This is a genomic window from Anaerosphaera multitolerans (assembly GCF_004006535.1).
GTDB classification, from domain to species: Bacteria; Bacillota; Clostridia; order Tissierellales; family Peptoniphilaceae; genus Anaerosphaera; species Anaerosphaera multitolerans.
This window is the reverse complement of the sequence record NZ_RLIH01000002.1, coordinates 55,199-80,684: the sequence shown is the minus strand read 5'-3', so window position 1 is coordinate 80,684 and position 25,486 is coordinate 55,199. Positions and strand designations below refer to the sequence as shown.

At 33.3% G+C, this 25,486-nt stretch carries 25 protein-coding genes and 2 riboswitches; of the genes, 1 reads left to right on the top strand and 24 read right to left on the bottom strand.

The features are described from left to right. Positions 1–222: 222 nt before the first annotated feature. The 16 genes from EF514_RS01695 to EF514_RS01625 all read right to left on the bottom strand — a co-directional run bounded on the left by EF514_RS01695 (position 223) and on the right by EF514_RS01625 (position 17,721). Positions 223–975: an iron ABC transporter ATP-binding protein gene (locus tag EF514_RS01695; protein WP_127723186.1), complete on the bottom strand. Its 753-nt coding sequence runs from the start codon at positions 973–975 to the stop codon at positions 223–225. Beyond that, the gene (locus EF514_RS01690) at positions 972–2,036 is read right to left on the bottom strand and encodes an iron chelate uptake ABC transporter family permease subunit (RefSeq protein WP_127723185.1); all 1,065 of its coding nucleotides are present in this window, start codon (positions 2,034–2,036) and stop codon (positions 972–974) included. The genes EF514_RS01695 and EF514_RS01690 overlap by 4 nt, the downstream gene beginning before the upstream one ends. Further along, the gene (locus EF514_RS01685) at positions 2,033–3,028 is read right to left on the bottom strand and encodes an ABC transporter permease (protein ID WP_127723184.1); all 996 of its coding nucleotides are present in this window, start codon (positions 3,026–3,028) and stop codon (positions 2,033–2,035) included. The genes EF514_RS01690 and EF514_RS01685 overlap by 4 nt, the downstream gene beginning before the upstream one ends. A 17-nt stretch (positions 3,029–3,045) precedes the next feature. Beyond that, entirely contained in the window at positions 3,046–4,062 is a 1,017-nt protein-coding gene (locus tag EF514_RS01680) for a siderophore ABC transporter substrate-binding protein (protein WP_127723183.1), read from the bottom strand. Positions 4,063–4,538: 476 nt separating this feature from the next. Next, positions 4,539–5,735, bottom strand: a complete 1,197-nt coding sequence (locus tag EF514_RS01675) for a cation:proton antiporter (protein WP_127723182.1) — start codon at positions 5,733–5,735, stop codon at positions 4,539–4,541. 44 nt (positions 5,736–5,779) lie between these two features. Further along, positions 5,780–5,852, bottom strand: a riboswitch (Fluoride riboswitch). A 59-nt stretch (positions 5,853–5,911) separates the two neighbouring features. Continuing rightward, positions 5,912–6,118 (bottom strand): hypothetical protein, encoded by a 207-nt coding sequence (locus EF514_RS01670; protein WP_164845523.1) that lies wholly within the window; start codon positions 6,116–6,118, stop codon positions 5,912–5,914. Positions 6,119–6,241: 123 nt separating this feature from the next. After that, positions 6,242–6,667 (bottom strand): RNHCP domain-containing protein, encoded by a 426-nt coding sequence (locus EF514_RS01665; protein WP_127723178.1) that lies wholly within the window; start codon positions 6,665–6,667, stop codon positions 6,242–6,244. A gap of 362 nt (positions 6,668–7,029) precedes the next feature. After that, positions 7,030–9,492, bottom strand: coding sequence for an ABC transporter permease (locus tag EF514_RS01660; protein ID WP_127723176.1), 2,463 nt, complete (start codon positions 9,490–9,492; stop codon positions 7,030–7,032). Continuing rightward, positions 9,485–10,162 carry an ABC transporter ATP-binding protein gene (locus EF514_RS01655; RefSeq protein ID WP_127723174.1) on the bottom strand — a complete coding sequence of 226 codons (678 nt, stop codon included), beginning with the start codon at positions 10,160–10,162 and terminating at the stop codon, positions 9,485–9,487. The genes EF514_RS01660 and EF514_RS01655 overlap by 8 nt, the downstream gene beginning before the upstream one ends. 76 nt (positions 10,163–10,238) lie before the next feature. After that, the gene (locus EF514_RS01650; protein ID WP_127723172.1) at positions 10,239–11,114 is read right to left on the bottom strand and encodes a sensor histidine kinase; all 876 of its coding nucleotides are present in this window, start codon (positions 11,112–11,114) and stop codon (positions 10,239–10,241) included. Then, positions 11,102–11,764 (bottom strand): response regulator transcription factor, encoded by a 663-nt coding sequence (locus EF514_RS01645; protein ID WP_164845522.1) that lies wholly within the window; start codon positions 11,762–11,764, stop codon positions 11,102–11,104. Before EF514_RS01645 ends, EF514_RS01650 begins: the two co-directional genes overlap by 13 nt. Positions 11,765–12,051: 287 nt before the next feature. Then, positions 12,052–12,186 (bottom strand): hypothetical protein, encoded by a 135-nt coding sequence (locus EF514_RS10955; protein ID WP_276317151.1) that lies wholly within the window; start codon positions 12,184–12,186, stop codon positions 12,052–12,054. A 143-nt stretch (positions 12,187–12,329) separates the two neighbouring features. Continuing rightward, a complete protein-coding gene (locus tag EF514_RS01640) occupies positions 12,330–13,718 on the bottom strand; it encodes a GntP family permease (RefSeq protein ID WP_205666356.1) in 1,389 nt (462 codons plus the stop codon). 23 nt (positions 13,719–13,741) lie between these two features. Further along, a complete protein-coding gene (ilvD, locus tag EF514_RS01635; RefSeq protein ID WP_127723168.1) occupies positions 13,742–15,463 on the bottom strand; it encodes a dihydroxy-acid dehydratase in 1,722 nt (573 codons plus the stop codon). Positions 15,464–15,602: 139 nt separating this feature from the next. Continuing rightward, positions 15,603–16,310, bottom strand: coding sequence for a FadR/GntR family transcriptional regulator (locus EF514_RS01630; protein WP_127723166.1), 708 nt, complete (start codon positions 16,308–16,310; stop codon positions 15,603–15,605). A 355-nt stretch (positions 16,311–16,665) separates the two neighbouring features. Further along, positions 16,666–17,721 (bottom strand): zinc-binding dehydrogenase, encoded by a 1,056-nt coding sequence (locus EF514_RS01625; RefSeq protein WP_127723164.1) that lies wholly within the window; start codon positions 17,719–17,721, stop codon positions 16,666–16,668. Between the two features lie 147 nt (positions 17,722–17,868). Beyond that, a riboswitch (THF riboswitch) is annotated at positions 17,869–17,961 on the top strand. A 54-nt stretch (positions 17,962–18,015) separates the two neighbouring features. On the opposite strand from EF514_RS01625, the gene EF514_RS01620 reads away from it, so the two are divergent. Beyond that, complete coding sequence (locus tag EF514_RS01620; RefSeq protein WP_127723162.1) at positions 18,016–18,549, top strand: folate family ECF transporter S component; 534 nt, start codon at positions 18,016–18,018, stop codon at positions 18,547–18,549. Between the two features lie 267 nt (positions 18,550–18,816). On the opposite strand, the gene EF514_RS01615 is transcribed toward EF514_RS01620, so the two are convergent. From EF514_RS01615 to EF514_RS01585, 8 genes are all read right to left on the bottom strand, one after another. Further along, on the bottom strand, positions 18,817–19,266 hold the full coding sequence (locus tag EF514_RS01615) for a YkvA family protein (protein WP_127723160.1): 450 nt from the start codon (positions 19,264–19,266) through the stop codon (positions 18,817–18,819). Between the two features lie 465 nt (positions 19,267–19,731). Then, positions 19,732–20,604, bottom strand: a complete 873-nt coding sequence (locus tag EF514_RS01610; protein WP_127723158.1) for an AraC family transcriptional regulator — start codon at positions 20,602–20,604, stop codon at positions 19,732–19,734. Between the two features lie 406 nt (positions 20,605–21,010). After that, positions 21,011–21,139, bottom strand: a complete 129-nt coding sequence (locus EF514_RS10950; protein WP_276317150.1) for a hypothetical protein — start codon at positions 21,137–21,139, stop codon at positions 21,011–21,013. A gap of 38 nt (positions 21,140–21,177) precedes the next feature. Beyond that, positions 21,178–21,552 carry a DUF3795 domain-containing protein gene (locus tag EF514_RS01605; protein ID WP_205666355.1) on the bottom strand — a complete coding sequence of 125 codons (375 nt, stop codon included), beginning with the start codon at positions 21,550–21,552 and terminating at the stop codon, positions 21,178–21,180. 100 nt (positions 21,553–21,652) lie between these two features. Beyond that, the gene (locus EF514_RS01600; RefSeq protein ID WP_127723156.1) at positions 21,653–22,192 is read right to left on the bottom strand and encodes a DUF1697 domain-containing protein; all 540 of its coding nucleotides are present in this window, start codon (positions 22,190–22,192) and stop codon (positions 21,653–21,655) included. Between the two features lie 213 nt (positions 22,193–22,405). Then, complete coding sequence (locus tag EF514_RS01595; RefSeq protein WP_127723154.1) at positions 22,406–23,233, bottom strand: exodeoxyribonuclease III; 828 nt, start codon at positions 23,231–23,233, stop codon at positions 22,406–22,408. 824 nt (positions 23,234–24,057) lie between these two features. After that, positions 24,058–24,408 (bottom strand): hypothetical protein, encoded by a 351-nt coding sequence (locus EF514_RS01590; RefSeq protein ID WP_127723152.1) that lies wholly within the window; start codon positions 24,406–24,408, stop codon positions 24,058–24,060. 250 nt (positions 24,409–24,658) lie between these two features. After that, a complete protein-coding gene (locus EF514_RS01585) occupies positions 24,659–25,405 on the bottom strand; it encodes a hypothetical protein (RefSeq protein WP_127723150.1) in 747 nt (248 codons plus the stop codon). Positions 25,406–25,486 lie beyond the last annotated feature (81 nt).

Genomic DNA, 25,486 nt, shown 5'->3' with positions numbered 1-25,486 from the left:
ATACACTAATCATAAACTTAAAAATCTGAATAGGAAATTCCCTACTCAGATTTTATGGTTTATCTATAGAATTTAATACTTTATTATAATTGAAGATTTGCATCCCCATTATTATTTAATAGAAATTCTTACTTTTATAATTTCATATATCAGAGCAAGTTTTTCTACTCCATATTTGATTTATAATAAATAAGATTTTAAAATTTCTTAAGGTCCTATTTATTAAAATACAGCCAAGGGACCTTGCGGACCCTTTATAATTTTTATTTCCGTTTCAAAAATATCCGTCAAAAGTTCCGAATTCATAATTTCCTCTACAGTTCCAAAGGCAACAATTCTACCCTCTTTCATTGCACAAATTCTATCAGAGTACTGAGCTGCAAAATTTATGTCATGCATAACCATTAGTATCGTTCTTCCTAATTCATTGGCAGCCTGTCTTAAATGAGACATCATTTGAACTGATCGGGCAACATCCAAGTTGTTAAGCGGCTCGTCTAAAAGCACATATTCCGTTTCCTGACACAGTACCATTGCCACATAAGCTCTTTGTCTTTGTCCTCCTGAAAGTTCATCTAAATATCTGTCTTCCAACTCCGTCAAATCTAAAAAGTCAATGTACTTGGAAATTACTACGTCATCTTCTCTTGTCAATCTTCCCTTTGAATGGGGAAATCTTCCAAAACCGACTAGTTGTCTAACTGTAAGACGCGTTACAAAGTGGTTTTCCTGTCTTAAAATAGTCAGAACCTTTGCCAAGTCCTCTGACTTGGATTCCAAAACGTCCATATTACCTACTTTAATTTGACCTCCATCCATATTTAAAAGTCTTCCAATCATTAAAAGTGTTGTGGATTTTCCCGCTCCATTGGGCCCAATTAAAGAAGTTATACCTGCATTTGGAATTTCAATATTTAACGGTCCTATTTTAACTTCTTTACTGTAGGACTTTCTTGCATTATCTATTGCTATCATAAACTTCCCTTCCTTAACATAACTATTAAAAAGACCAATCCTCCAAACATCTCAATAATTACCGAGACTACTCCTTGCGCATTAAATACGTGGTACATAAAGAAATATGCCCCAGTTATTACTAAGAAACCTATTGCAAGCCCCATTGGAAAAAGGTATCTATGGTCATAGGTAGGCGCTGCCTGATAGGTCATAGTTGCCACTAAAAAGCCGTAAAAAGTTAATGGACCGACTAATGCAGTCGTAATTGACATTAAAATGGAAACTAAAATAAGAGTATAGATAACTCCTCCTTTATGATTTACTCCCAAGGGTATACTGGTATTTTGACCTAGAGATATTACATTTAATTTCTTTGAATTGGCAAGTAACAATATTGATGTAATTAAAACTATTGGAATTGCAATGGGAAAGTAATCGGGATCAGCATTATTTACCGAGCCAAATAATTTCGCCTGCAATATATCAAACTCAGAAGGTGCAAGAAGTCTTCGCATAAAAGATGACAAAGATTTTAAACCCGTTCCGAAGATTACTCCTATTAAAAGCATTAACTGTAAATTTCCGTACTTGCCTGTAAGCAACCATCCATATAATATTAAACACATTACAACCATTGCTACTATTTGAAATAAAAATGAACCTGTTCCGCTAAACTCCAAAAATGCTCCTGCGCCTCCAAAAAACATAGTAGCAGTATGGATAGTTGAGTATAGTGCTTCAAAACCTAGAAGTGATGGTGTTATAATTCTGTTATTAGTACTGGATTGAAAAGCAATTGTAGCTAAACTTTGACAGATTGCCGCAATAACCATGGCACCAAGAGCAACCATTCTCCTTTTCACCACGGGTATAAAAGAAGGCGAATTTACGGGAACAGGATTGTTATAAACCAATAGACCATAGGAAAAGAGAATTCCCAAAGCTATTAAAACTATAAGTAATATCCAATACCTCCTTTCTTCTCTTTTGGAGCGAAAAGAACCGGTTCTTCTTTCCTTTTTATAAACTTTTAAGTCAGACTTGATGTTTCCCAGTTCGCAATAAGCTAAATTATTCATCTCATCCTCCTCTGTTTCATTAAAATAACTATAAATACAATTGAACCCACAGTACCCAGTATTAACGAAACCGGTACTTCAAAAGGCATAATAATAGTTCTGGAAATAATATCGCAAAGTGTTATAGTACCCATTCCCAAAACACATACCCAAGGCAGGTTACTTCTAAGGTCATCTCCCCTATACATAGATACAATATTGGGAACAATTAAGCCTAAAAAAGGTAAATTCCCAATTACTGCGGCAACTATTCCCACTGTAAAGGAAATAAGACCTGTTCCAAACAAAACAATTTTATTATAATTTGCTCCAAGACTCGTTGCCACATCTTCACCCAGTCCTGCTAAAGTCAACCTATCTGCATATATAAATATAAGAAAAGTCGCCAATACTATTAGCCACAGATACTCATACCTTCCAATTTGAACAGGTGCAAAGGAGCCTACAAACCACGTTTCAATATTTTGTGTCATTTGAAATATAAGTCCTATAAATGTGGATATAGCTGAAATTACAGCTCCTAACATCATACCTATAATCGGTACTATTAACGAGGAGCGAAGTTTTACCCTTCTTAAAAATAAAAAGAAAATCATAGTTCCTATAAAGGAAAATATTATGGCTCCTGTCATTCTCAATACCAATGAGGGAGCAGGAAATACAAGATAGATAAAAATCAATCCCAACCCAGCCCATTCAATAGTTCCGGTAGTAGTCGGTTCTACAAGACGATTTTGTGTAATAAGCTGAGTTACAAGACCTGACATTGACATTGCCGCACCCGTTAACATTAAGGCCGCTGTCCTTGGAACTCTTGTTATAAAAAACATCTCCATTCCATCTTCACTACCTTGTATGTCATAAGCTCCCGTAAAAAGTGATAGCAGCCCTAAAATAAAAACAACTACTACTGCAACTATAAAAGGTTTAGTCCATATTTTATTTTTATTAAATAAGGGCTGAGAAATCTCAGCCCCGGTAATTTTTTTCATTACTTTTCCAATACTCCTTACTTAGCTAAAGAGCTAGCCATATTTTCAAATAGTTCAATGTAAGTTTGAATAGATTCATTAGTATAAGTATCCTTAGGTGCATATATTATCTGTCCTTTTGAAATAGCTGTTGTATTTTTAAGGGCAGGGGAATTATCTACAACGTCTTGAGCAGGAACTGAATCTTCCCCGGAAGACGTTGCCGCATCACGGTCAAGTACAAAAATCCAATCAGGATTACTCTCTGCAATAGCCTCCACTGAAATATCATCACCTTTATGGTCAGTAGTAGAACCGTCAATTTCCAAAGCTGACTTCCAACCGAAGATTTCATACATAGGTCCCCATACACGTCCAACTCCAGGAGCTGAAAAACCTATTTCTCCACCTGAAACCACTATACTCATAACTGTTTCTTCACTATTATATGAAACCTTTGCATCTTCTATGGATTTTTCAAAATCAGCTATTAACTTTTCAGCCTCTTCATTTTTATCAAAGATTTTGCCTAGGGCAACAGTGGAATTTTTAAGACCCTCTACTAAACTTTCTCCAGGCGCTCCATCTTCTCCTGAAACATCAAAATTTAAATTAATAATAGTTGCATTTGGAACCAAAGCTTTAATATCTTCATAAAAACTTCCGAATCTCTGACCTATTATTACAAGTTCAGGATCTATTGCAGCTATAATTTCCAAATTAGGCTCACGGTGATTCCCTATATCTTGAACATTTTCATCCTTTACGTAGGGGGAATCTGAAGGCATTACTTCCTTAGGTACAGCCGCCAATTCTATACCCCAATCAGACAATGTCTCATAAGTTCTATTATCTAAAGAAATAACTCTTTTTGGATTTACAGGTACTGTTACAGTTCCATCTACATCTGTAATCTCAACTGTTGTCTCTGTCGCTTTTTCCTCACTTACTTCTTCACCGCTGTTATCTCCATTATTTGATTTAGCACAACCCGTTAACATCATGGCAAAAGCCAAAACTAAAAAAGTAATTTTAATAAATTTATTATTTTTCATTTCCTCTCCTTAATCTATTAACAAATAACTAAATTGATAAATCAATTTTCCTATGTACCGACTATATATTAAAAATTATTACTAGATAAAACTACTGACTACATTCCTCCTTCTCATTAAAAAAATGGTCATCAATTTCCTTATATTAATTTAAATAAACGAAATTGATAATCACTATTATTTATAGTGTACTATTTATAAAATCTAATGTCAATAAGTTTTAAAAATCTTCGTATAATAGATTACTGATTAAAGCTTAAACTCTTTACTTTACTTATATGAAAAACCGCAAATACATTTTATAATAGCTCTTATCTCCTAATATAAATAGCTTTGCGGTTAGTTTTTTACTTTAAAATTATTTTAACTTCATATATTTTCAATTCGTTTTTAAAACTAAAGTAATTAATTTTTTAATAATATTTATTGTAAATCCTTTCAGCCTTAAGTTACTATGCTAAAAACAAAATAAATATTTAGTCTTTCTCCAGTAATTTTTTATAAGATGATTCCATTCCCAACGCTCCCAAAGGTGCTGTTATTAAAATTGCCGTTACTGCAACTGAAAGAACTAATTTCCCACAGGCCAATCCCATAGACAGTGGTATGGAACCTATGGCCGCTTGAACTGTTGCCTTTGGTAAGTAGGCAATTACACAAAATATTCTTTCTTTAGCATTTAATTTTGTTCCAACTAAAGCTAAGCTCACACCAAGAGAGCGGAAAAATAAGGCTATGAAAATCATAAATACAGAATAAATGCCTCCTTCCACTGCATACCGAATGTCAACTGCTGCTCCCACTAATACAAATAATATAAGCTCCGCTGCAATCCAAAGTTTCCCAAATTTTTCGCCCAACCGATTCTTTACAATTTCCGAACTTTTAAATTGAATTGTACAAGCCATACTAATTACTGCTAAGTAGCCGGAGAAAGGAACACCATCCTTTAATAAATCTTCCATAGCTACAAATAAAAATGAAACTCCCAAAATAATTATTACCTTTGTGCTATTTCTAATATAAGAATGTTTAAAATATCTCCACTCAAAAATATAATATAAAATACATCCCGCCAATATTCCCAAACCCACTCCAAGTATTATTGAAAGTGGCAGTGAAGACATATTTAAAATTGAAAAGCCCTCTCCCGAACTCACTCTAAGAAAAGTTGTAAACAATAATATTACATATATATCATCTAAAGATGCTCCAGCCAATATAAGTTGCGGTATCCCCTTCTTATTTCCATAACCATCTTCCATTAGCTCTACCATTTTAGGAACTACAACTGCCGGCGATACGGCTCCTAAGACCGTTCCCATTATTGCTCCCTCCAAAGCGGAGATTTTAAAAACACTTGGTGCTATTAGTGTATAAGCTATTATTTCAAAGGTTGCGGGAATAAATGACATTGCAAAAGCAGGTCGTCCCACTTTTTTAAGTGCCCCTATATCTAAAGATAGACCCGCCTTAATTAATATAATTACAAGTGCCATCTTTCTCAAATCCGATGAAATTAAAAGTATGGATTCATCTAATACGTTTAACATATAGGGCCCTAATACTATTCCCGTAATTAGCATACCCACTATTCTCGGCAGTTTTAAATATTGACTGATAGAGGACATTAAAAGTCCCATTAAAAAAACAAGCGCTAAAGATACTAACATATTTTACCTCCAAACACAGAAAAGCTGACGCCATCTGTGTAATTTTTTTCACAGAAGTCATCAGCTTAAAAGCAGTTTTGGATATTTCCACGGGAGAACCTCATTCCCTTAATTATTAATATTATACTATCTCACCGATTAATAAACAAGCTCTATAAGTCGGTATTATTTTATTTCTATTTATCTAAAACCTCACTTGCTATTTTATCAATATTTTTATATGAAATTCCCATTTCCCGCACTTCTAACTTTTCCGCCATCTTAACTAATTTTCTATCTATAAAACTCATTTTCTTTAAATTAAGTTCTCCTCCGAAATTAACTTTCTCTGTCGCATGTTGAAGTAATTCCCTTGGAAAATTCCTATTGAAATAATCTTCCAACAAAAGAAAATAAATTTTCCAAACTCTTAATAAATTATCAACATATAAAAAACCTAACGAGTATCTCGCTAGGTTTAAATATTTTATATAACAGACTTAACACCAAGTCCTTTCAGTCTTTATTTATTTTAATCTTCCTTCTCCACCCATTAAATCCGTCATTTCCTCGATTTTTTCTAAGGGAAAGGGTGGAAATCCTATGGGTTTCATTGCCAAGGACATTAATTTCATAGGGTTGTCATCTGCTGCAATTCTATTTGAGCTTAATTTCCCACAGATACGACAACGATGAATAATCGCCCACTCGCCATTTTTTCTGACCCAGACTGCTATTGGCTCCATAACTCCGCCACAACTAGCTTCTCTATCGCCGGGTTCATTATCTAAATGCTGACTGGATAGACAGTTTGGACAGTGATTTCTATGTTTACTGCCTGCTCCCATTGGAGTTACTATTCTTCCACAGACTTTGCATTTAAAAGTTTCATCACATGCATGTTTTTTATAGTAACCTTTTTCAAATGATTTTTTCTTGTTTTCTCGTTTCATTTAAGTCCTCCTAAAAGTAAAATCTAAACTTTTGGAAGGCTTGTCGATTGTTTTACGCAAACCTTCCGGCTAGCAAACAATCTCAAACATTTTATTCTTTTTCATAAGACATCTCCTAAATAATTTTCCCGGGAATAATAATTACTCCCCAATTATCTTAGCATATTACCATGTCTTTTTCTATACTTTCCAAGTATAAGCAATGCCTTTAATATCATTTTTAAGTATTAAATCATAATATAAAAAGTTAATTTATTTTCCCACTTGTTCCTACATACTATTATAAAATCAATGAAATTCATTTATATTTTTAAAAACTATTAAAAAGTGCCCCTTAATTTAATAAAGGACACTTTGCTTTTCTATTTTTTTCTAAGTTTACTGTAGACAAACTTTGGCAATATTAATGCCAAGAATAGAAATATTGGCAGTACAATAAACACTCCTGTCAATGACAACTTATATACAGTAAAGTGCAGATTATCCATTACGGGCTGCAATAAAAATTCTGCTACTGCGATGGAAAAAATCGTACCGATGATTCCCGTATATATTACATAGTGTAAGGACTCCGAGTTTAACATCTTTATAACTTCCGTCTTTGTCATTCCAATGGATTCCATTAGGGAAAGTTCTCGTTCTCTGGAGATGATATTGGTCATTGTTACGTTAATGAAATTCAATATCCCAATAAATCCAATAATAAGGCTCAACAGTCCTCCTACTAGCAAGACTAAGTTTTCAAGGCTTTTCAAACTGTCCTTTTGTATTTCTCTGGAATCATATTTATAAGTTGGTTTAGTTTCTGTCAACCTATTTAATTTTTCAGCCATATCATCTACATCATTGGCATCAAATTGATATACCATTCTGCTAGGTTCTTTGTAAAGCTTGCCAAACTCCTCCATATTCATAAACACTATGGTGTCAGAAACTGAAACTTCCTCTCCACTTTCATTAGTAGATAAACTGAAACCATAAAATCTTGCAGTGTTTGTATTGTCTGTTTGAATAAAGCCTACCACCCTATATTGATGAATATTTCCTTCCACTTCTATTTCAATGGTATCATTTAGTTTATATTTATCTGTCCCTACACCTGCTTTTACATTTTCTAAATCTGATTCCCCAAGAACTCCCACTATAATTTCTCCAGATTTTAAATTATTTATATCCACATTGGGATTGCCAAGTAAAAGTTTCTGTTTTTTAAGAATTTCATCATCAAAGCCGTAAATAGACATTCTTTGATCCGTCTCTACCTCCAAAGCTGTGCCCGGATTATAGTAAATAGAGCCTCCTTCTTTAAAGGAAGGTTGGGATTCAATATATTCAATGACTTCATCCTCAATGGGAGTTGAATATCTATAGTTAAAAAATGCTTTTTCTGCCAGTACAAAGTCTGTATTAATAAAATCTTCTAAATATTTATTTAAATCAGGACTTTTTAAGAGTATCATTGTAGAGTTTAAAATCACTGTAGAAAGAGATAGTGAAAGTACCACTAAAATCAGTTTGGATTTATTTCTTTTGGCATTTACCTTACCAAGACTTTGAATATTTAAAGTTTTATTTTTATTTCGCTTGATATTTTTATCCATATCCTCTGCATGAATGGCAACTAAGGGAGAAACCTTTCCCACTTTTCTGCCGGGTTTACTAGCTGAAATATAGACAGTAAACAAGGTCATGCAAATTGTAAAGACAAAAATGAAAGGATTACTTGAAACCTTAAAATTGCTTCCTATAATACTCTGTTCTGTAACGACAGGAAGTAATTTATTTCCCAAGAGATAGCCCACTACCAAGCCTATGGGAATGCTCCACAGGGAAATTATAAAAGCCTGTCTAAGTATCATTCCCTTTAACTGTTTATAGGAACTTCCTATGGCCTTCATCAGACCATAAATTTTAATGTCCAAGTGAGAAGATATGTTAAAGGTGTTGTAGATAATTAAATAGCCCGTCAAAATTATTATTCCCAGCAAAACTGCCATGGCAATTACGACACTGAAATCCATACCTTCCACTTCCATTGCCGTATAAGCCCAGTTTCTTCCGAATTTTATAATATCCTCTCCTGTTCTGTCCGTACCCTCATCTCTGGGTATATAGCCGGAGTCCTTTATAATGGTTTCTGCTTTTCCCTCTAAATTACGGGAGTTTTTTGTCATTATATTTAAGGAGTAATTATTTTCCGGTATTCTTAAACTGTCCACATATTCCTTACTTAAATAAATAAAATGAGCTTGGGAAAGTTCATCCCCTTCAAAAATTCCGGAAACTGTAAATGTATCGGTTTTTCCTTCTGCATTGGACCAATCCCTAACATCTGTAATATTATAGTTAAGGGTGAGCTCCTGTCCTATTTCACGGGGTTTCCCAAGCATATCTAAGACTTGAGTTTCTATTAAAATTTCTTTGGGCTCTTTGGGCATCTCTCCTTTTGTCAATTCAATAAAGGAATGTTCTAAATAACTTTCATCTCCATAGGAAATTTCCACCTGTTCCCCATAAAATTCCGGGCCGGTTCCCACTCCAACAAATTCCCTTATGCCATAATCTTCTACCAATTCATGGTCTTTTAGTTTGTTCAGCTCCTCTAAGGTAAGCTCTTTAAAACCTATATGAAAATCTCCTCCCACCATTCTCATTCGCTCGAGTTCCATGGATTCATTAAGTCCGAAACCAACGGTAAAAATAGTGGTAAACATTAAAGCCGTAAGGACGATGGCAATCGTCGCCACAATATTTCGCTTTTTATTGTATTTTAATAGTGCCAGTGTCGTCTCATTGATGACCTTTTTATTTTTTACTTTAATCATAAAGCTCACCACCGAATATTTTTCCGTCTTCTATTCGGATGATTCGATCCGCCATTTGGGCAATGGACTCATTGTGTGTAATAAGCACAACGGTTTGATTATATTTTTTACTACTGGCTTTAATCAGTCCCATTACATCCATTGTCGTTCGGCTGTCTAAATTTCCTGTAGGCTCATCAGCTAAAATTATAGCAGGTTTAGTTACAATTGCTCGAGCTATGGCAACTCTTTGCTGTTGGCCTCCCGAAAGTTCATTTGGCATAGAAGCTAATTTATCTTCAATTCCCAATGTATTTACAATATCCTTAAAGAAGTCTTCATCTATATCATTTCCATCTAAGGCAAGGGGAAAAACGATGTTCTGTCTTACATTTAGTACGGGAATTAAATTGTAAGACTGAAAAATAAATCCAATATGTCTTCTGCGAAAGATGGAAAGTTCATCATCCTTTAAAGCAAATATATCCTTTCCCTCTATATATACTTTTCCCGAGGTAGGTCTGTCCAGTCCTCCTAATAATTGCAAGAGTGTGGTTTTTCCACTTCCCGACGTTCCCACCACTGCTACGAATTCTCCTCTATCTACGGATATACTTACGTCGTCCAGAGCTTTTACTAATACACCGGTATTATAATGTCTAACTAAATTTTTACCTTCTAAAATTCTCATCTCTTTCACCTCTTAATATAAGTATAGTCACTAAAAGTTTCATAATACTTTCTTAAAACTTACAGAGTTGAAAGAATTACAGTGGTAAAAATACTGAAAAAACATTTTGCTCTCTTGAATTTACTATAATGTAGCCCCCTTGAAGCTCTATTATCTTACGGCTTAAAAAAAGTCCTATTCCCACTCCCTGTTTAGACCCGGCATTACGCCCTCTATAAAACCTTTGAAAAAGTTTATTGTATTCACCTTCAGCTATCTTATCACCTGTGGAGACAATATCTATTTTTAGATAATTTGTTGTATCTGAAACCACTATGTCAATATCACTTTCAGCCTTGGAATACTTAATTCCATTGTCTATTAAATTAAAAACAGCCTCTTCCGTCCACTTTCTATCAATATTTAAAGTTTTAAAAGCCGTATTGTACTTTATATTTATAGATTTTTCGTTCAAATTAGCCTTGGATTTTTTAATCAGATTTTCAAGCATCTCTTTAATATTTACTTCTTCAAAATTTAATTGAATTAAGTTTGCTTCAAGCTGAGATGCCTTTACTAAGGACTCGATTAAAAAAGAAAGCTTTTCTATTTCAAATTTTAAAATATCTATATATTCATCATCATATTTTTCGGCTAACAATTCCGTATAAATCGAGATATTTGAAATGGGAGTTTTCGTTTGATGAGAGATGTCTCCAATTAATGATTGAATCATTTCTTGTTCCACTTCTAGCTTTGATTTCACATCTAAATTGTCTTTTACAAATCTTAAAGCCTTAACTTCCAACTTGGAAAGCATAGTCTCATCATAATTTAAAACGTCACTTGCACTTTTCAATTCAAATATACTGTCCATTCCATCGGTAATTTTCCTAATGCCAATTCTTTCTTTTATTATAAATCCAATAAGTCCTATAATTATAATTACTAAAAATAACACTAGGATTTCCATATATATCCAACTCCGTATTCATTGTGAATTTTTTCCTTGTATACTATCTTTTTTCTTAATCGATTTATAGCTACAGACAGAGCATTTGTATCTACAAACTCTCCCTCCAATCCCCAAACTGCATCTATTAAATTTTCCCTCTTAACTATAATATCTCTGTTAGCTATTAACTTCTGCAGTATTTTTATTTCCGTCTTACTTAAATCCACTTCCCTTCCATCTACGAAGAATTTCAATTTATCAAAATTAAAATTTAAATGCTCATCTTCATAGGTAAAATGTTCCTCTTTATTTATCCGCTTCATAATAGCCCTTATCTTTTCCTTTAAAACTATTAAACTAAAGGGCTTAATTAAATAATCATCAGCTCCCAATTTAAGTCCTAAAATCATATCCGATTCAAGACTTCTTGCGCTTAAAATTATAATGGGAAAACTATATAAACTGTTCCTTAAATACTTTATAAAGTCCAATCCATCACCGTCGGGAAGATTTAAGTCCAGAACCATTAGGTCTATTTCTTCATTTAATACTATTTCTTTAGCTTCCTCTAAAGTATGGGCGCTGCAAATTTCATCTGTTAATTCTTCCAATACTATGCCAATACCTTTATTTAAATTTATATCATCCTCAACTATTAATACTCTCATAACATACCTCCCGCTTCTTTCCTCCATTATACTAAAATAAAAACTATTAGTTTAATTAATTGGTTTTATATTTCTAAATCGGAAATATTTATCTATATTTAACCATAATTATATAAGTAACATTAAACAAAAATAAAGGCAGTTTTCCCACTGCCTCCAATTTTATTTAATATTACATTTAACTTGAAAGAATAGGGATATGTTTTTCAATTATCCCATTTCCCTTTCAAAAATCAGTTCATAGTTTGTTACTATATAGGTTCCGAATCTTACATTGGGAATCAGAGCTATTTCCTTAAAGCTCCAGCCTTTTCCCCTTCCTCAGCAATTATCTCCTTACATTTTTCAAAAGTTTCGTCTCTTTTAACCTTTAATCCCTTAGCTTTTTCTAGGGAAATAAATTTATATTCATATTTTACCACTATATCCTCCAGCAAAATTATTTTATATCTTATCTAATTCCATTATATATTAACACTTTCGTATTTAAACTAAGACTTAAGGTGAAATAAATAAGGATTATGCACCACAGTACACAATCCTTACTATATTTAATAATTTTTTCCTAAAATATAAGTGACAGTACTAATGCCACTACAAATCCTGTAACTCCCACTATGGTCTCCATTACTGTCCAGGTCTTTAAGGTGGTCTTTTCATCTATTCTAAGTAGGGATTTTACCAGCCAAAATCCCGAGTCATTAAAGTGTGAAAAGGCCGTTGCTCCACCTGCAATTGCCATTGTAATACAAGCCAACTGCAATGGAGGTAGCGTTGCTATTATAGGCATTGTAGCAACTATTCCCGCAGCCATTGTCATTGCCACCGTTGCCGAACCTACGGAAATTCTCACCAAGGCCGCTATTATAAAAGCCACCACTACTATTGGAAGATTTGCCGAGGCAACTGCATCGCCTATTACCGTTCCTATTCCCGAGTTCTGTAATATATATCTTAAAGAGCCACCGCAAGCAGTAACTAAGAGTATCATCCCTGTAGGCTCAAGAGATTTTGTCATTACCTCCTCCAGCTCTTCTTTAGAGTATCCGTGTTTATATCCCAGTAATACCATTGCCACCAACACAGCAATTGTAAGTGCTATAAAGGGTTCTCCCAAAAAACCCAGTACACCCTGTAAAGGCTCCATCGCTTCTACAACTTTAGCTATGGAATTTAAAATTATAAGTAAAAGCGGAATCATAATAATTCCAACTATGGTACCGAATTTAGGTAATTTTGATTCATCAAAATCATCGTCTATTGACAATTGCTCAGGCGGTTCTACATAGTATTTCTTTCCGGCATAGGAACCGAATAGGGGGCCGGCTAATATCATTGCCAAAGTACCACAAAGAACACCTATCATAATAACCCATCCCAGCTCCACATTTAACATCTTTGCAACTAAAACCGGTCCGGGCGTTGGCGGAATAAAAGCGTGTCCTACAGCAAGTCCCGCCAATAAAGGTATTGCATAGTAAAGAGAGGAGCGCTTTGTCCTTCTTGCAAGAGAAAAAGCCAAAGGTATTAATATTATCAAACCCGCATCAAAAAACACAGGTATGGCAATAATAAGTCCTGTAATTCCCAAGGCCCATGCCGCTTTCTCATCTCCAAATCTATTTACCATAGTAATTGCCAAGGTTTGAGCTCCTCCTGAAACCTCAAGTATGGCCCCGAACATTGAACCCAAGCCTACAAGCAGTGCAATTCCCTTTAAGGTTTCCCCTATACCTTGATTTACCGAATTGATAATCTCCTTAAAGGGCATTCCTGCCACCAATCCAATTGCAACAGCGCCTATTAATATGGCAATCATTGCCTGAACTTTAAACTTTATAATCAGTACCAGCAGTAACAACAACCCTATTACTGCAGCTATAACCAATCTGGTGGGATCTAATTGCAGTGGTTCCGGCGGAACAGCCGCTGCTAAAACTAAATTCATATTCATATTGTCCTCCTTGTCCTATTAGGTTAAACCATGTATCCACCCTTCATTGGTGAAACTGCATGATCAGCATAAATTTTTAAAACTCCCTTTTTATACTTAGCTTCTTTAGGTTTCCAATTTTTTCTTCTATCCTCAAGTATCTTACTAACTTCTTCCTTGGACATTTCCTCACCTTTAACGCCTACTATTTCCAAAAGTCTCTCTTCTATGTCTATTTTTATTAAGTCATTTTCTTCTACTAAAGCAATCGGTCCTCCATCAGCAGCTTCCGGAGAAACGTGACCGATTGCCGGTCCTTTTGAAGCTCCGGAAAATCTCCCGTCGGTAATTAACGCAATAGACCTGCTTAATTCTTCATCGGAGGAAATGGCCTCTGTAGTATAAAACATTTCTGGCATTCCCGAACCCTTAGGTCCTTCATACCTTATAAAAACAGCATCTCCCGGTTGAATTTCCTTTTTTAACACAGCTGATAAAGCCTCTTCCTCACTGTCAAAAGGTCTTGCCCTTAATACCGCCTTAAACATCTCCTTAGGAACTGCAGAGTGCTTTACTACAGAACCCTCAGGAGCTAAATTACCCTTTAGTATGGCAACTGTTCCATCCTTTCCAATAGGATTGTCAAAGGTTCTAATTACATCTGTCCTTTTAATCTCCCAAGGCTCCAAATACTTTTCCGCCTTTTCATAAAATCCCTTCTCCCTTAAGTCCTCTAAATTTTCACCTAAGGTCTTTCCTGTAACTGTCATAACATCTAAGTGCAATTGAGATTTAATTTCCTCCATAACTGCAGGTACTCCCCCCGCATAGTAGAAAAACTGTGCAGGCCATCTGCCGGCCGGTCTAATATCCAAAAGATAATGGGCTCCTCTGTGCATTTTATCAAAGGTATCCGAATCAATTTCAAAGCCCATTTCATAAGCCATGGCCGGAATATGGAGCAGTGAATTTGTTGAACCCGATATAGCCGCATGAACCATTATTGCATTTTCAAAGGACCTCATAGTTACAATGTCCGATACCTTTAAATTCATTTCAATAAGCTTCATCGCCTGCTTTCCCGCAAGATAAGCTTGCTCCTTTAAATCTTTAGAAGTTGCAGGCATAAGTGTGGAACCCGGTAGGGCCAGCCCTAAAGCCTCCGCCATAATCTGCATAGTTGAAGCCGTTCCCATAAAAGAACAGGCTCCACAAGAAGGACAGGCATGGTGTTTATAATATGTAAGTTTTTCCTTCGTAATCTCTCCTCTTTGTTCCATTGCAGAGTACATTCCAATTTGCTCCAAGGTAAGTAAGTCCGGTCCCGCATCCATTACTCCCCCTGCAACTACAATTGACGGCATATTTAATCTTGCCAATCCCATAAGTGCCCCGGGCATTGACTTATCACAACTTGCAATAAACACTCCCCCATCAAAGCCCGTTGAATTTCCATGAATTTCTATCATATTTGCAATCATCTCACGACTTACTAAAGAATAATTTATTCCGTCATGGCCCTGCGCTATCCCGTCACAAATGTCAGTTGCAAAATATCTTGCAGGTTTTCCGCCCTCTTCTACTATTCCCCTTCTAACTTCCTCAATAAGTTGGTCTAAATGTGCACTTCCGGGATGACTGTCTCCAAAGGAACTTTCCACTAGAACCTGTGGTTTCTCCAAGTCCTCCACTGTCCAGCCCATTCCCATTTTCAACGGATCATTTTCCGGAGCTAAAGCTCTTACCTCTTGACTGTGTAGTTTCATAATTAACCCCCTTTTGTTATAACGTTTTCCTAGTCATCAGATGTCTTTGTAAAATACTATACCATTTCTTTGAATAAATAGCAATACATCAGATGATTTATTTCTCCAAAAAAAGAAGCCCTATTAACGGACTTCTATATTATTGATTTTTACTTTCCTTCATCAATTTTTTTATTAAATTTCGATTATAGGTCATATGCATCATCATTGCAGTCTTTGCCCCAACTATATCCCTTTCCGCAATGGCATCTACTACTGCCCTATGGGTCATCATAGTTTCCTCTGTAAGCTGTTTATGAGTTACATTTACAAACATCATAACAGCAGTGTCAATAATTGGAATTAGCTGTTCCACAACCATATTCTTGGAACTTTTAGCCACATAGGTGTGAAACTTTATATCATACTCTATGTAGTTTTCATCCTTTGCAATTTTCTCTTCAATAATGTCACAAAGCTCATATAAAACCTTAATATCTTCCTCTGTGGCATTTAAAGCAGCCATCTCCGCAATTCCCGGCTCCAATAATATTCTAAGGTCTGCCAAGTCCATTGCCAGTGCCATTTTATCTTCAATTGCACTAAGACCTAAGGGATCTATATCCTTGGGCATCTTATTTACAACGTAAGTTCCCGAGCCTCGTCGAACTTCAAGTATACCGTCAGACTCCAGTAACTTCACTGCCTCTCTTATGGTACTTCTGCCTACGCCGAATTTCTCCGCCAACTCAAATTCATTGGGAAGCTTGTCTCCTACATTTAAATCGGTTTTAATTATATAGTTGTATATATCTTCTTCTACCTGCTCAGCCAGCAATTTCGTTTTAATCTTTGAAAATTCACTCATACTATTCAAATGTACTACATTCCCTCTCTAATTTTCTTATAGGACCTTAATTATTTACTCCCCTATTTATTTAAAATAAATTTTTTAATTTTATTTACTCTAATAAATTTACTCAACATTTATCTTCTCATATTTTTTATTATAACATAGATTAAAACTCCAATTTAATCAAATTAATCAATTAAAACTTTTGCTTTTTATAAAAAATTAAAACAATCTAACAAAAGGATTTTATTCCGCTTTATACGGTTTAAAATTTTTAATACTTTCAAAAATTCCAGAAACATTTTAAATTTCACATTATAATTAACCCCCAAATTCACTAAAATTTAGGGGTTAATATTTTAAATATAATTTATTCCACAAATACTACAGGTTTAATTAAATCTCTTGGCTTTTCATCCATTAAATAAAAGGCATCTTCAATTTTTTCAAATCCATGGTAGCGATGACTAATTAACTTAGTACTATCCAATCGTCCATTTGCCAATACATTTAAAAGTCTTTCCATTCTAAGTCCGCCTCCAGGGCAGAAACCACCTCTAATGTCCACATTTTTCATTCCAAGTCCCCAAACAGGCGCAGGAATAGTCAGTACATCACTAATATCCCAGAATACCAAGTTAGATACAATACCTCCCGCCCTTGTCATCTGCACCGCTTTAGTAAAAGATTCAGGAGTACCCCCGGCAATAATTACCTTATCTGCACCTTCTCCCTTTGTCAGTTCCATAACCTGATCTAAGATGTCTCCTTCTTTATAACTAATTATATCTGTAGCTCCATATTCCCTTGCTATTTTAACACAATCAGGACGAGTTCCTACAGCCATAATTTTTCCTGCTCCTCGTAGTGCTGAACCTGCTACCGCCATTAATCCCACAGGTCCAATTCCTATAACCACTACATTTTCTCCAAATCCGATTTCCGCCAATTCAACTCCGTGAAATCCCGTTGACATCATATCCACAACCATAAGACCCGCCTCAGGCTTAACATTTTCAGGCAGGAAGGCCATATTTGCATCCGCTTGATTTACAAGAAAATATTCCGAAAATACTCCATCTCTAGATGATGTAAACTTAAAACTCTTTAAAGGTCCCGTGTCATGAGCAGTATACTTTTCCTGTACCCCCAGTGCCAGCCAATCGGGCGTAGTCGTTGCCACCACTACAGTATCTCCCGGCTTAAATCTTTTAACCATTTCGCCCACTTCTACAACTTCGCCCACTACTTCATGCCCTAGAATTAAATTTTCCTTTGGACCGGCTCCACCATGGTAATTATGAACATCACTGGTACAAGGAGCCAAAACCACAGGCTTTACAATTGCATCTAAGGGGCCTGCAACAGGTTTTTCCTTTTCCATCCAACCTGCAGTACCTGTTTTAATAACACCAAAACCCTTCATATTAATCCTCCTAATTCAATAAATATTTTTAGAACACTCTAAAGTAATTTTCCTTTAATACATTATAACATTTAAATAAAGAATTTTTTTAGTTCTTAATTGTTTTTAATACTGTGTTATAATTTACTTGTTGTTAAAATAAAATATGACAGAGTAAATGGTAAACGTTAAGTGTTTAAGAATGGGACGTTGTCTTAAAACGAAAAGTTATATTTGCGATTTATCATTGCGTTCACTGTACCATAGGCTTCTTCCTTGTGGACAGAATTGTCATATAAGAAAGGAGTTTTTTTAATGCAAAAAAATAGTAAGTTTAGTACAAGACAAATTGCCTATGCTGCAATGTTCATTGCACTTGGCATAATAGTAAACAGTCTAAGAATCGGAAGTTTTTTAAGTTTTGGAGGATTTCCAATAATTCTATCCGGATACGCTTTGGGACCGGTTATGGGATTTATTATCGGTGCAATAACAGATGTACTGGCCTACATTGTCAGGCCATCTGCAACTGGAGGATTTAATCCGGTATTCATTTTAACATCGGCATTAACCGGTGCTATTCCGGTTATCGTTACCCAAATGCTTGGAGATAAATATCCGGAGTTTAAATTATGGAAAATTATTGTTGGAATTGTTGTTGGACAATTTACAACATCGGTTTTTATGGTACCATACTTTATTTCTATACTTTATGGTAAGCATCTATTCATACCAAGTATGATTAAAGCTGCAATTAAACAATCTTATTCAGCGCCGCTTTACGGACTACTCGTTAAGATAATATTTAACTCATTAAAAAATAAATTTAAACTAAGAGAAACAGCATAAGTTTACCTAAAAGGCTGTTGACCATTGAAAGTCAACAGCCTTTTAAATTTAAAAATTTTTGATACAAATATAGTTGAAGTCAATAAAATTAATTTTAAATTTCTTAAATTTGAACTATCTCCTAAAAACATATTAAATATAAACTATATAACAAAGCATTCCTTTTTTATAAGTATAACTTATAATGATTTTGTACAAATATATATAATTATATAGACTTCCCACTCTCTTTATCCAATGCCTATTATTTTTAAAACTTTCGAGAAATTAATTACTTTCTCTATCTTGATTCTTATTTTTATCTCGCCATAATTTATACTCCTCTATATCATCATGAACTAAAAAATAAGCAAGACTGATAACTGCTGCATCGTCTACTAAACCCATTCCGGGAATTATATCCGGAATTACATCCACCGGACTTAGAAAATATATTAAAGCACTTACTACTGCTATTAAAGAACCCATTGGAACTACCCTATACTCTCCACTTATATAAGACCTTACTAAAGATATAAAAATAGGAATATCCGATAAATATTCACCTATCTTTGGAACTGAGGATAACTTTCTCTCTAAACGCTCTAAAAATTTATCCATTTTATCTTTATCTTTTAACAAATCCTCTGCTTTAGATTTGTTTTTTTCAAATTGCTTTAGAATCTTTTTATCTTTCTTAAGTTCATCAACAGTTAATTCAAACTCTTTCTCTTCCATTTTAAAATCTCCCATTCTAAATTATATATAATAGAATATCATATTAATATTAATAAGTTAATAATTATGAAAGTACTTAAATAAAGCTTATATATTATAGATAAGCTTCCAACTTTTCCATAATTTTTCACTTTATTAAATATAAATCCCCTTTAACTTTTAAATATTATAATTCTCATAAGATTTCTCTTTCAACTTCATATCAATACTGACAAACAATACCTACCACTATTATGATTCCTTTTATATAAAGTTTATGGTTATTCATTTATATAATTTTATTAAGTATGAAATTATCTATTCAATAAAACTCAGTTAACCTATCAACAATTTAATTTTCTGAACCCTATAAATAATTTATACCTCCCCTTTCATTTACATAAAAATACGACCAAGAATTTATACTTAGTCGCATTTACAAATTTGAACACAATTGTTCATTATAAATTTTCTAGTTTATTCAAACTATTTCTTTTTTACAGGAATCCAAATCTCGCTTTTATAATCAGACTTTGAGGTATCAGTGCTTTCATTCCATAATATCTCCGGGCCTTCAACTACCTCGTATCCTGAAACCGGAAGCCATTCAGAATATATTCTACCCCAAACACTTTGCAGTGTTTCCGGAAACGGTCCTGTAGACTCAAATACTGCCCAAGTGCCGGCACCAATTTTTAGTACATCAAAATCCGCTACATCATTATTCCTAGTAGCTACTCCAATGTAATGGTCCAGCTCTCCTTTTTCTTCCATTCTTTCTTCTGAAAAATTAGTAGAAGCGCTAATAATACCCAATGGTTCAACATTGGACATTTCCTTTAATTTTTTAACCGCTTCCACTGTCAAAAGTTCATTCATTTTTACAATTTCAGGATTAACTCCTTCAAAAACAATGGGAACTCTCCTTTTAAATCCAACTAAATTGAAAGAATCTTTTTCTAAAATTCGGTAATTCAATTCTACCCCTCCTTTAATTGAAAGTTGAAAAGTTATTTTAGGATATGCTTTTAACTTTACATTGTCGCTCCTTGCTTCCGAGGGAAGTACGCCATGCATATTAAAAAATGCTCTTGCAAATGAATCTGCTGAAGTATAACCATATTTAACTGCAATATCTATAATTCTTGCACTACTGTTTTTTAAATCAAGTGCAGAAAGCGTCAACCTTCTTCTGCGAATATATTCAGACAAGCTTACCCCTGACAAGAAAGAAAACATTCGTCTAAAATGATATTCTGAACAACATGCTATTTTAGATACCTGACTATAGTCAATATCTTCTTGAAGATGCTCTTCAATATATGCCATAGCATTATTCATATAAATTAAAGAATCCATAAAACAACCCCCTTTCAGAATTGATATTACCAAAGTACCAATATACTAATCTGACTATCTATGCACAATATAGTCGTATAGATTAAATATTTTACTTCTGAATTCCATATAAAATAAGTCCAATTTATTAAAAAACCTGTTCATCTCTTTTAATCAAAAACCACCACTATTACCTATTTTAGATTAATTGCTTTTCATATACTCAATTTTTTTCTCTATTTATTCACAAATTATATCAAGATAGACTTAAGCCAATTATCTCTTATAACTTTTTATTCCATACTTCACCAACTTAAATATCTCAAACCCCTTAAATTCCAGTATCTTCAACAATCCACTCTATCTGGCAAAGTTATAATCAGTACTGAAGAAAATATTTTCAGCTCTTATCCATAAATAAGAGCATTTATTTTTTTCTTAATTTCAAGATTATTCCATAATCATCTGCCATTCTTTTAAATTCATTTACTGCATATACAGCCTTTCCTTTTATTTCCATCCTTTTGATATCTTCATTTGTTTCTAAATGGTTCACTATTTCTTTTATATTTTCTAATTCTAAAAGATTTACAGCTAAGCAAAAAAAGTTTTTTGTCTTCCTGCATTGTAATTCTCCAGAAGAAAATTTAACAGTTTAAGCTTTTCTATTTGCTCATTGGTATAGACTACTTCACCTATTTCTTGAAATTTATTAATATCCTTAAATTGATGTAGATGTGTAATAAATGAATCATACTTATCTGCGTCTTTGTATTTTTCACAAGGAAAATTATCACACTGAAAACAATATTCAATTCCTTCATAATTTAAGCTACATTTGGCAATAGAACACGAGTGGTGTTCCCCTTGACCACATCCTGGACAATATCCACCAAGTCTCATATTACACAATCCGCAATTTAGACCACATAAAGAAAAATAAGCATTGTTTCTTTTAAAATTTTTCATTTGAACACATCCTAAATAATTATACAACCTTTAAATGTTTATATTTTTGACATCTTGAAAACAATTCAATTATGACCTACAAACTGAAATTTGCAAACAATTATATTCCCACTATCTTCCTAACTGTATTGGCAGTTCTTATTGTTAATTTAGCACTTATTTCTGCACTTGCTGTCTTTGACCACCAATTTGTTTTTTGATAATTTTTTCTATTAAAAGACCAAAATATAATTTCTTTATAGTTACTAATCTTTTCTAAACCTTCTTTAGGTTCTCCAATTTCACCATATACATCAGAAAATGTAGCTGGTGGCATAATAAAAATTAAATTATCATAGATTTCTTTATTGTCATTTCCCCACCAGTCAGGTGCATTAAGTAAAATATCTTCAAGTTTCTCTTTAGATATTATAAAAACGGGAATATCAAAGCCAAACTGACTTTTTATCATTGTCTCAATTAGCCTTGTAGACTTCTCAACATCATTTTCATTACTTGAAAAAGCAACATTGCCACTGTTTAAATATGTTTTAACCTCTTTAAAACCAAGTTTTTCAAATTCTTTTTTTAAATCTGCCATTGGTACTTTATTTCTTCCACTTATGTTTATACCTCTTAAGAAGGCTGTATATCTTTTCATATTTGCAGATACCTCCACTTGCTCTAATTTACTCCATTATATCAAAATAAGGTCAAAATACTTTTATATATAGCATCTTGACCTTATACAATTTCAATTTTAAACTCTATTACATATAATCATACTAGGCTATAATTTTGTCGATTTATTAAAGAAGTAAGTCTCCTTTTTAATAATTAGCTAAAATTGCTTTTTAAACTGACTTTATATCTACTATAGATCAATTTCCAATAAGATGGGAGCATGGTCCTGTCTCGGTCCTGAATCCACCATCTCCGATTTTATAACTTTATCTGCGATCCGGTCACTGACTAACCAGTAGTCAATTCTCCAACCGGAATTATTTACTTTACTCGTCTTAGCACGTTGAGCCCACCAGGAATACACCCCTTCAACATCGCCGTGAATGTACCTAAAAGTATCTGTGAACCCCCTAGCTAAAAGATTAGTAAAACCCTGTCGCTCTTCTTGAGTAAAACCAGCAGACTGAATATTATTCTTAGGATGGGCTAAATCTATTTCTTTATGTGCCACGTTAAAGTCACCTGTTGCTATAACATACTTTTCCCTATCCAGTTTTGCCAAGTAGTCTGCATATTTAATATCCCATTCTTGTCTTTCCTCTAACCTATTTAAACCATCACCTGCGTTAGGCGTATAAACCTGTGTCAAATAAAAATTTTCAAACTCCAAAGTTATAATCCTTCCCTCTGAATCCATAGTATCAGGAGCATCGATAGTTGGAAATGAAACAGAGGGTTTTAAATCTTCTTTATACAAAAACATAGTTCCTGCATAACCCTTACGTGCCGGTTCTACTGAACTATTCCATACAACTTCATAGTTAGGAAACATTTCCTTTAAAATTTTCAAATGTTTTTTTGTAGGACCGGTGCTGGCTAGTTTGGTTTCCTGCAGTGCTATAACATCCGCTTCATACTCTATAATAGTATTCAATACATCTCTACTTAATGTGGCACGTGCCGATTCAGCCGTCAATGCTGCATTTAATGAATCAATATTCCATGAAATAAATCTCATTGTCTTCTCCTTTTGAATTTCTAAATATTTCATAAATTAACTTTTATTTTTATTAATATATAATATTCTAATATATCTTTTCTGTATTAGCTAGCCAATAAGATTCCGTTTCTTTTTACATAACAAAGAGATTTGAGAATACTGATTTTTTAAATATACTTTTTTGGCTTTTATTATATTTTACATTTGATTCTCAATCAGTTTTTTCACCTATTAGGAAAAAGCTTATGCATTATCTATATCTCCAATTAAGCTTAATTCCTCTTGATTGTCTATGGTTTTTATACATTATAAACCTGATTAAACTCTTTTTGTTTACTCTATAGGATTTTTTTCTAGGTCCGATGCAATAAGTTCCTTAAAATTTTAACTATTAAATAAAATCGCCCTACTCACATTTACTTCATAAGTAGGGCTAGAACTTAAATTATAGAAAGCTAGTAATCACACTTTGATTCTCTTGTACTCTTAAGTTTTTCTAACTTGGCACACATCTGGCTTTTAAGTCCTTTCTCTTATTCACAAGCCGTGTTACAACTTAAACATGAAGTGCCGATTTTAAATTGATTGATTTTTAATATTTGAAGTTAGTCTATTTTTGATGTATTTTGTTCATTATTAATCAACTGTAAATTTGCTACTTTATTCCATTTATCTCCAATTCTATCGATTTCTTCCTCACTAAAAGTTTTCTTTAAAATGTCTTTATTTAGAAAATCAGCTTTAGCGTGTATATGGTCTAAATGAAAATTCTGATTAAAATAATCTAAATCTGGATAAAATAATGATAATATAAATGCCGCATCATCTAAGCCAAAATTTGATTAAAATAATGTATCTATAATCTCACTATCAAATGAATAATTTTTTGTTGAATTACCTCTGGCTGATCTAATGATTGATGAAAGTGGAAAATCAATATCATTACTCTCATTTATCAATTTTCTTATCTCCAATAACACAGTGTCTGATTGCCCACCAAATATTCTTTTTAGAAATGCTAATGTTAACCACTTCTTGATTTTCATATCATCTGAATCTGGCTCATTTGACTCATAAAATTTTATCTTAGATATTTCATCTTCTTTATTATTTTTATACACCCATAAAATTATTGGTATCGCAGCATTTTTTGCAGGGAAAGTTCGATTATTAAAGCCTAATCTATAGAACATTTCAAAACAATTCAAGATCACTTTACGTATTTTAACCTAGTTTTGAAAAGCTTATCTCCTATAGTTTTCTGTATTTCTCCATACTGATATTTTTGTTTTTTATCATTATTAACTCTTTATATTTGCAATTCTTCTTTCTTATACTCAGAACTAAGTCAATCATTCTAAAAAGTTTAAATTTTATTTATGTTTTTTAATTTTTATACATTCATTGATTGTTTTCAACTACGTTTATTATCTTCTAAATGTTTTAAAATGAATCTCCATAATCTGATTTTATTCTTTTTAGTAGATTTTCAGCCTCAAAAATAAAATCTTCTTTTTTATACCCACGTCGCTGGTAATGAGAAAATATATAAATTTTACTATTAGGAAAATATTTTGGAAAAGATACATTTATCAAACTCATAATTTCATCATCAAATAATCCTTCACCCAAAAAAATAAAAATTGGGTCTTGTTTTATCTCTGCAACATTATATAGCTCGTATCTTAGACCTTTAATATTAAATTCAATTTTTTCTGGTTTTTCTTTTAATCTCTTTTTAAATTCACTCCCTTTGGCAGTTGGCATTCCTGTTCCTTCCCAATTTTTTTCTGACAATTTAAACTTAAATAAATCTGTCATATAGGCGCCTTCAACAAATGTTCCTTTAAATGCTTCATTTAAAGCTTTTTTACCATAACTGCCTCCATACTGATTGCTAAAATACATACTTTTCTTAAGTTCAGTAACTTGTTGTTCACCATTTAAAGAATTGTCATCTATTATTTTTTCTATATCATCATTAATTCCATAATTGAATCCTACAATAACCGCATTGCAATGAATTTTATTAAGTAATCTTTCATTAAATTCATCTTCACTTCTAACTATTAACGGTTCTGCTTTATTACCCTTATGCCATTTTGGCCAATATGCAAAACTAGCAATATGAGAATACTTATCTCTTATATTTTCGTATTGTTTCCAAGTAAGCATATTTTCATTAAACATAATTTCATCATCCTCTTTCGTTACAGTATTTTTGTATTCCTAATATTTTATATATTATTCTATTCAGATTATTACGTAAAA

Bases quoted from the DNA above. Each gene is read 5' to 3' on its own strand.
- EF514_RS01640 (WP_205666356.1), bottom strand. From the start codon at position 13,718: ATGAATATGAATTTAGTTTTAGCAGCGGCTGTTCCGCCGGAACCACTG.
- EF514_RS01585 (WP_127723150.1), bottom strand. From the start codon at position 25,405: ATGTTTAATGAAAATATGCTTACTTGGAAACAATACGAAAATATAAGA.
- EF514_RS01625 (WP_127723164.1), bottom strand. From the start codon at position 17,721: ATGAAGGGTTTTGGTGTTATTAAAACAGGTACTGCAGGTTGGATGGAA.
- EF514_RS01685 (WP_127723184.1), bottom strand. From the start codon at position 3,028: ATGAAAAAAATTACCGGGGCTGAGATTTCTCAGCCCTTATTTAATAAA.
- EF514_RS01690 (WP_127723185.1), bottom strand. From the start codon at position 2,036: ATGAATAATTTAGCTTATTGCGAACTGGGAAACATCAAGTCTGACTTA.
- EF514_RS01615 (WP_127723160.1), bottom strand. From the start codon at position 19,266: ATGGAAGAGAAAGAGTTTGAATTAACTGTTGATGAACTTAAGAAAGAT.
- EF514_RS01665 (WP_127723178.1), bottom strand. From the start codon at position 6,667: ATGAAACGAGAAAACAAGAAAAAATCATTTGAAAAAGGTTACTATAAA.
- EF514_RS01680 (WP_127723183.1), bottom strand. From the start codon at position 4,062: ATGAAAAATAATAAATTTATTAAAATTACTTTTTTAGTTTTGGCTTTT.
- EF514_RS01595 (WP_127723154.1), bottom strand. From the start codon at position 23,233: ATGAGATTTATTTCATGGAATATTGATTCATTAAATGCAGCATTGACG.
- EF514_RS01630 (WP_127723166.1), bottom strand. From the start codon at position 16,310: ATGAGTGAATTTTCAAAGATTAAAACGAAATTGCTGGCTGAGCAGGTA.
- EF514_RS01645 (WP_164845522.1), bottom strand. From the start codon at position 11,764: ATGAGAGTATTAATAGTTGAGGATGATATAAATTTAAATAAAGGTATT.
- EF514_RS01605 (WP_205666355.1), bottom strand. From the start codon at position 21,552: ATGAAAAATTTTAAAAGAAACAATGCTTATTTTTCTTTATGTGGTCTA.
- EF514_RS01600 (WP_127723156.1), bottom strand. From the start codon at position 22,192: ATGAAAAGATATACAGCCTTCTTAAGAGGTATAAACATAAGTGGAAGA.
- EF514_RS01590 (WP_127723152.1), bottom strand. From the start codon at position 24,408: ATGTTCTATAGATTAGGCTTTAATAATCGAACTTTCCCTGCAAAAAAT.
- EF514_RS01655 (WP_127723174.1), bottom strand. From the start codon at position 10,162: ATGAGAATTTTAGAAGGTAAAAATTTAGTTAGACATTATAATACCGGT.
- EF514_RS01650 (WP_127723172.1), bottom strand. From the start codon at position 11,114: ATGGAAATCCTAGTGTTATTTTTAGTAATTATAATTATAGGACTTATT.
- EF514_RS01610 (WP_127723158.1), bottom strand. From the start codon at position 20,604: ATGGATTCTTTAATTTATATGAATAATGCTATGGCATATATTGAAGAG.
- EF514_RS01695 (WP_127723186.1), bottom strand. From the start codon at position 975: ATGATAGCAATAGATAATGCAAGAAAGTCCTACAGTAAAGAAGTTAAA.
- ilvD (WP_127723168.1), bottom strand. From the start codon at position 15,463: ATGAAACTACACAGTCAAGAGGTAAGAGCTTTAGCTCCGGAAAATGAT.
- EF514_RS01675 (WP_127723182.1), bottom strand. From the start codon at position 5,735: ATGTTAGTATCTTTAGCGCTTGTTTTTTTAATGGGACTTTTAATGTCC.
- EF514_RS01660 (WP_127723176.1), bottom strand. From the start codon at position 9,492: ATGATTAAAGTAAAAAATAAAAAGGTCATCAATGAGACGACACTGGCA.
- EF514_RS01620 (WP_127723162.1), top strand. From the start codon at position 18,016: ATGCAAAAAAATAGTAAGTTTAGTACAAGACAAATTGCCTATGCTGCA.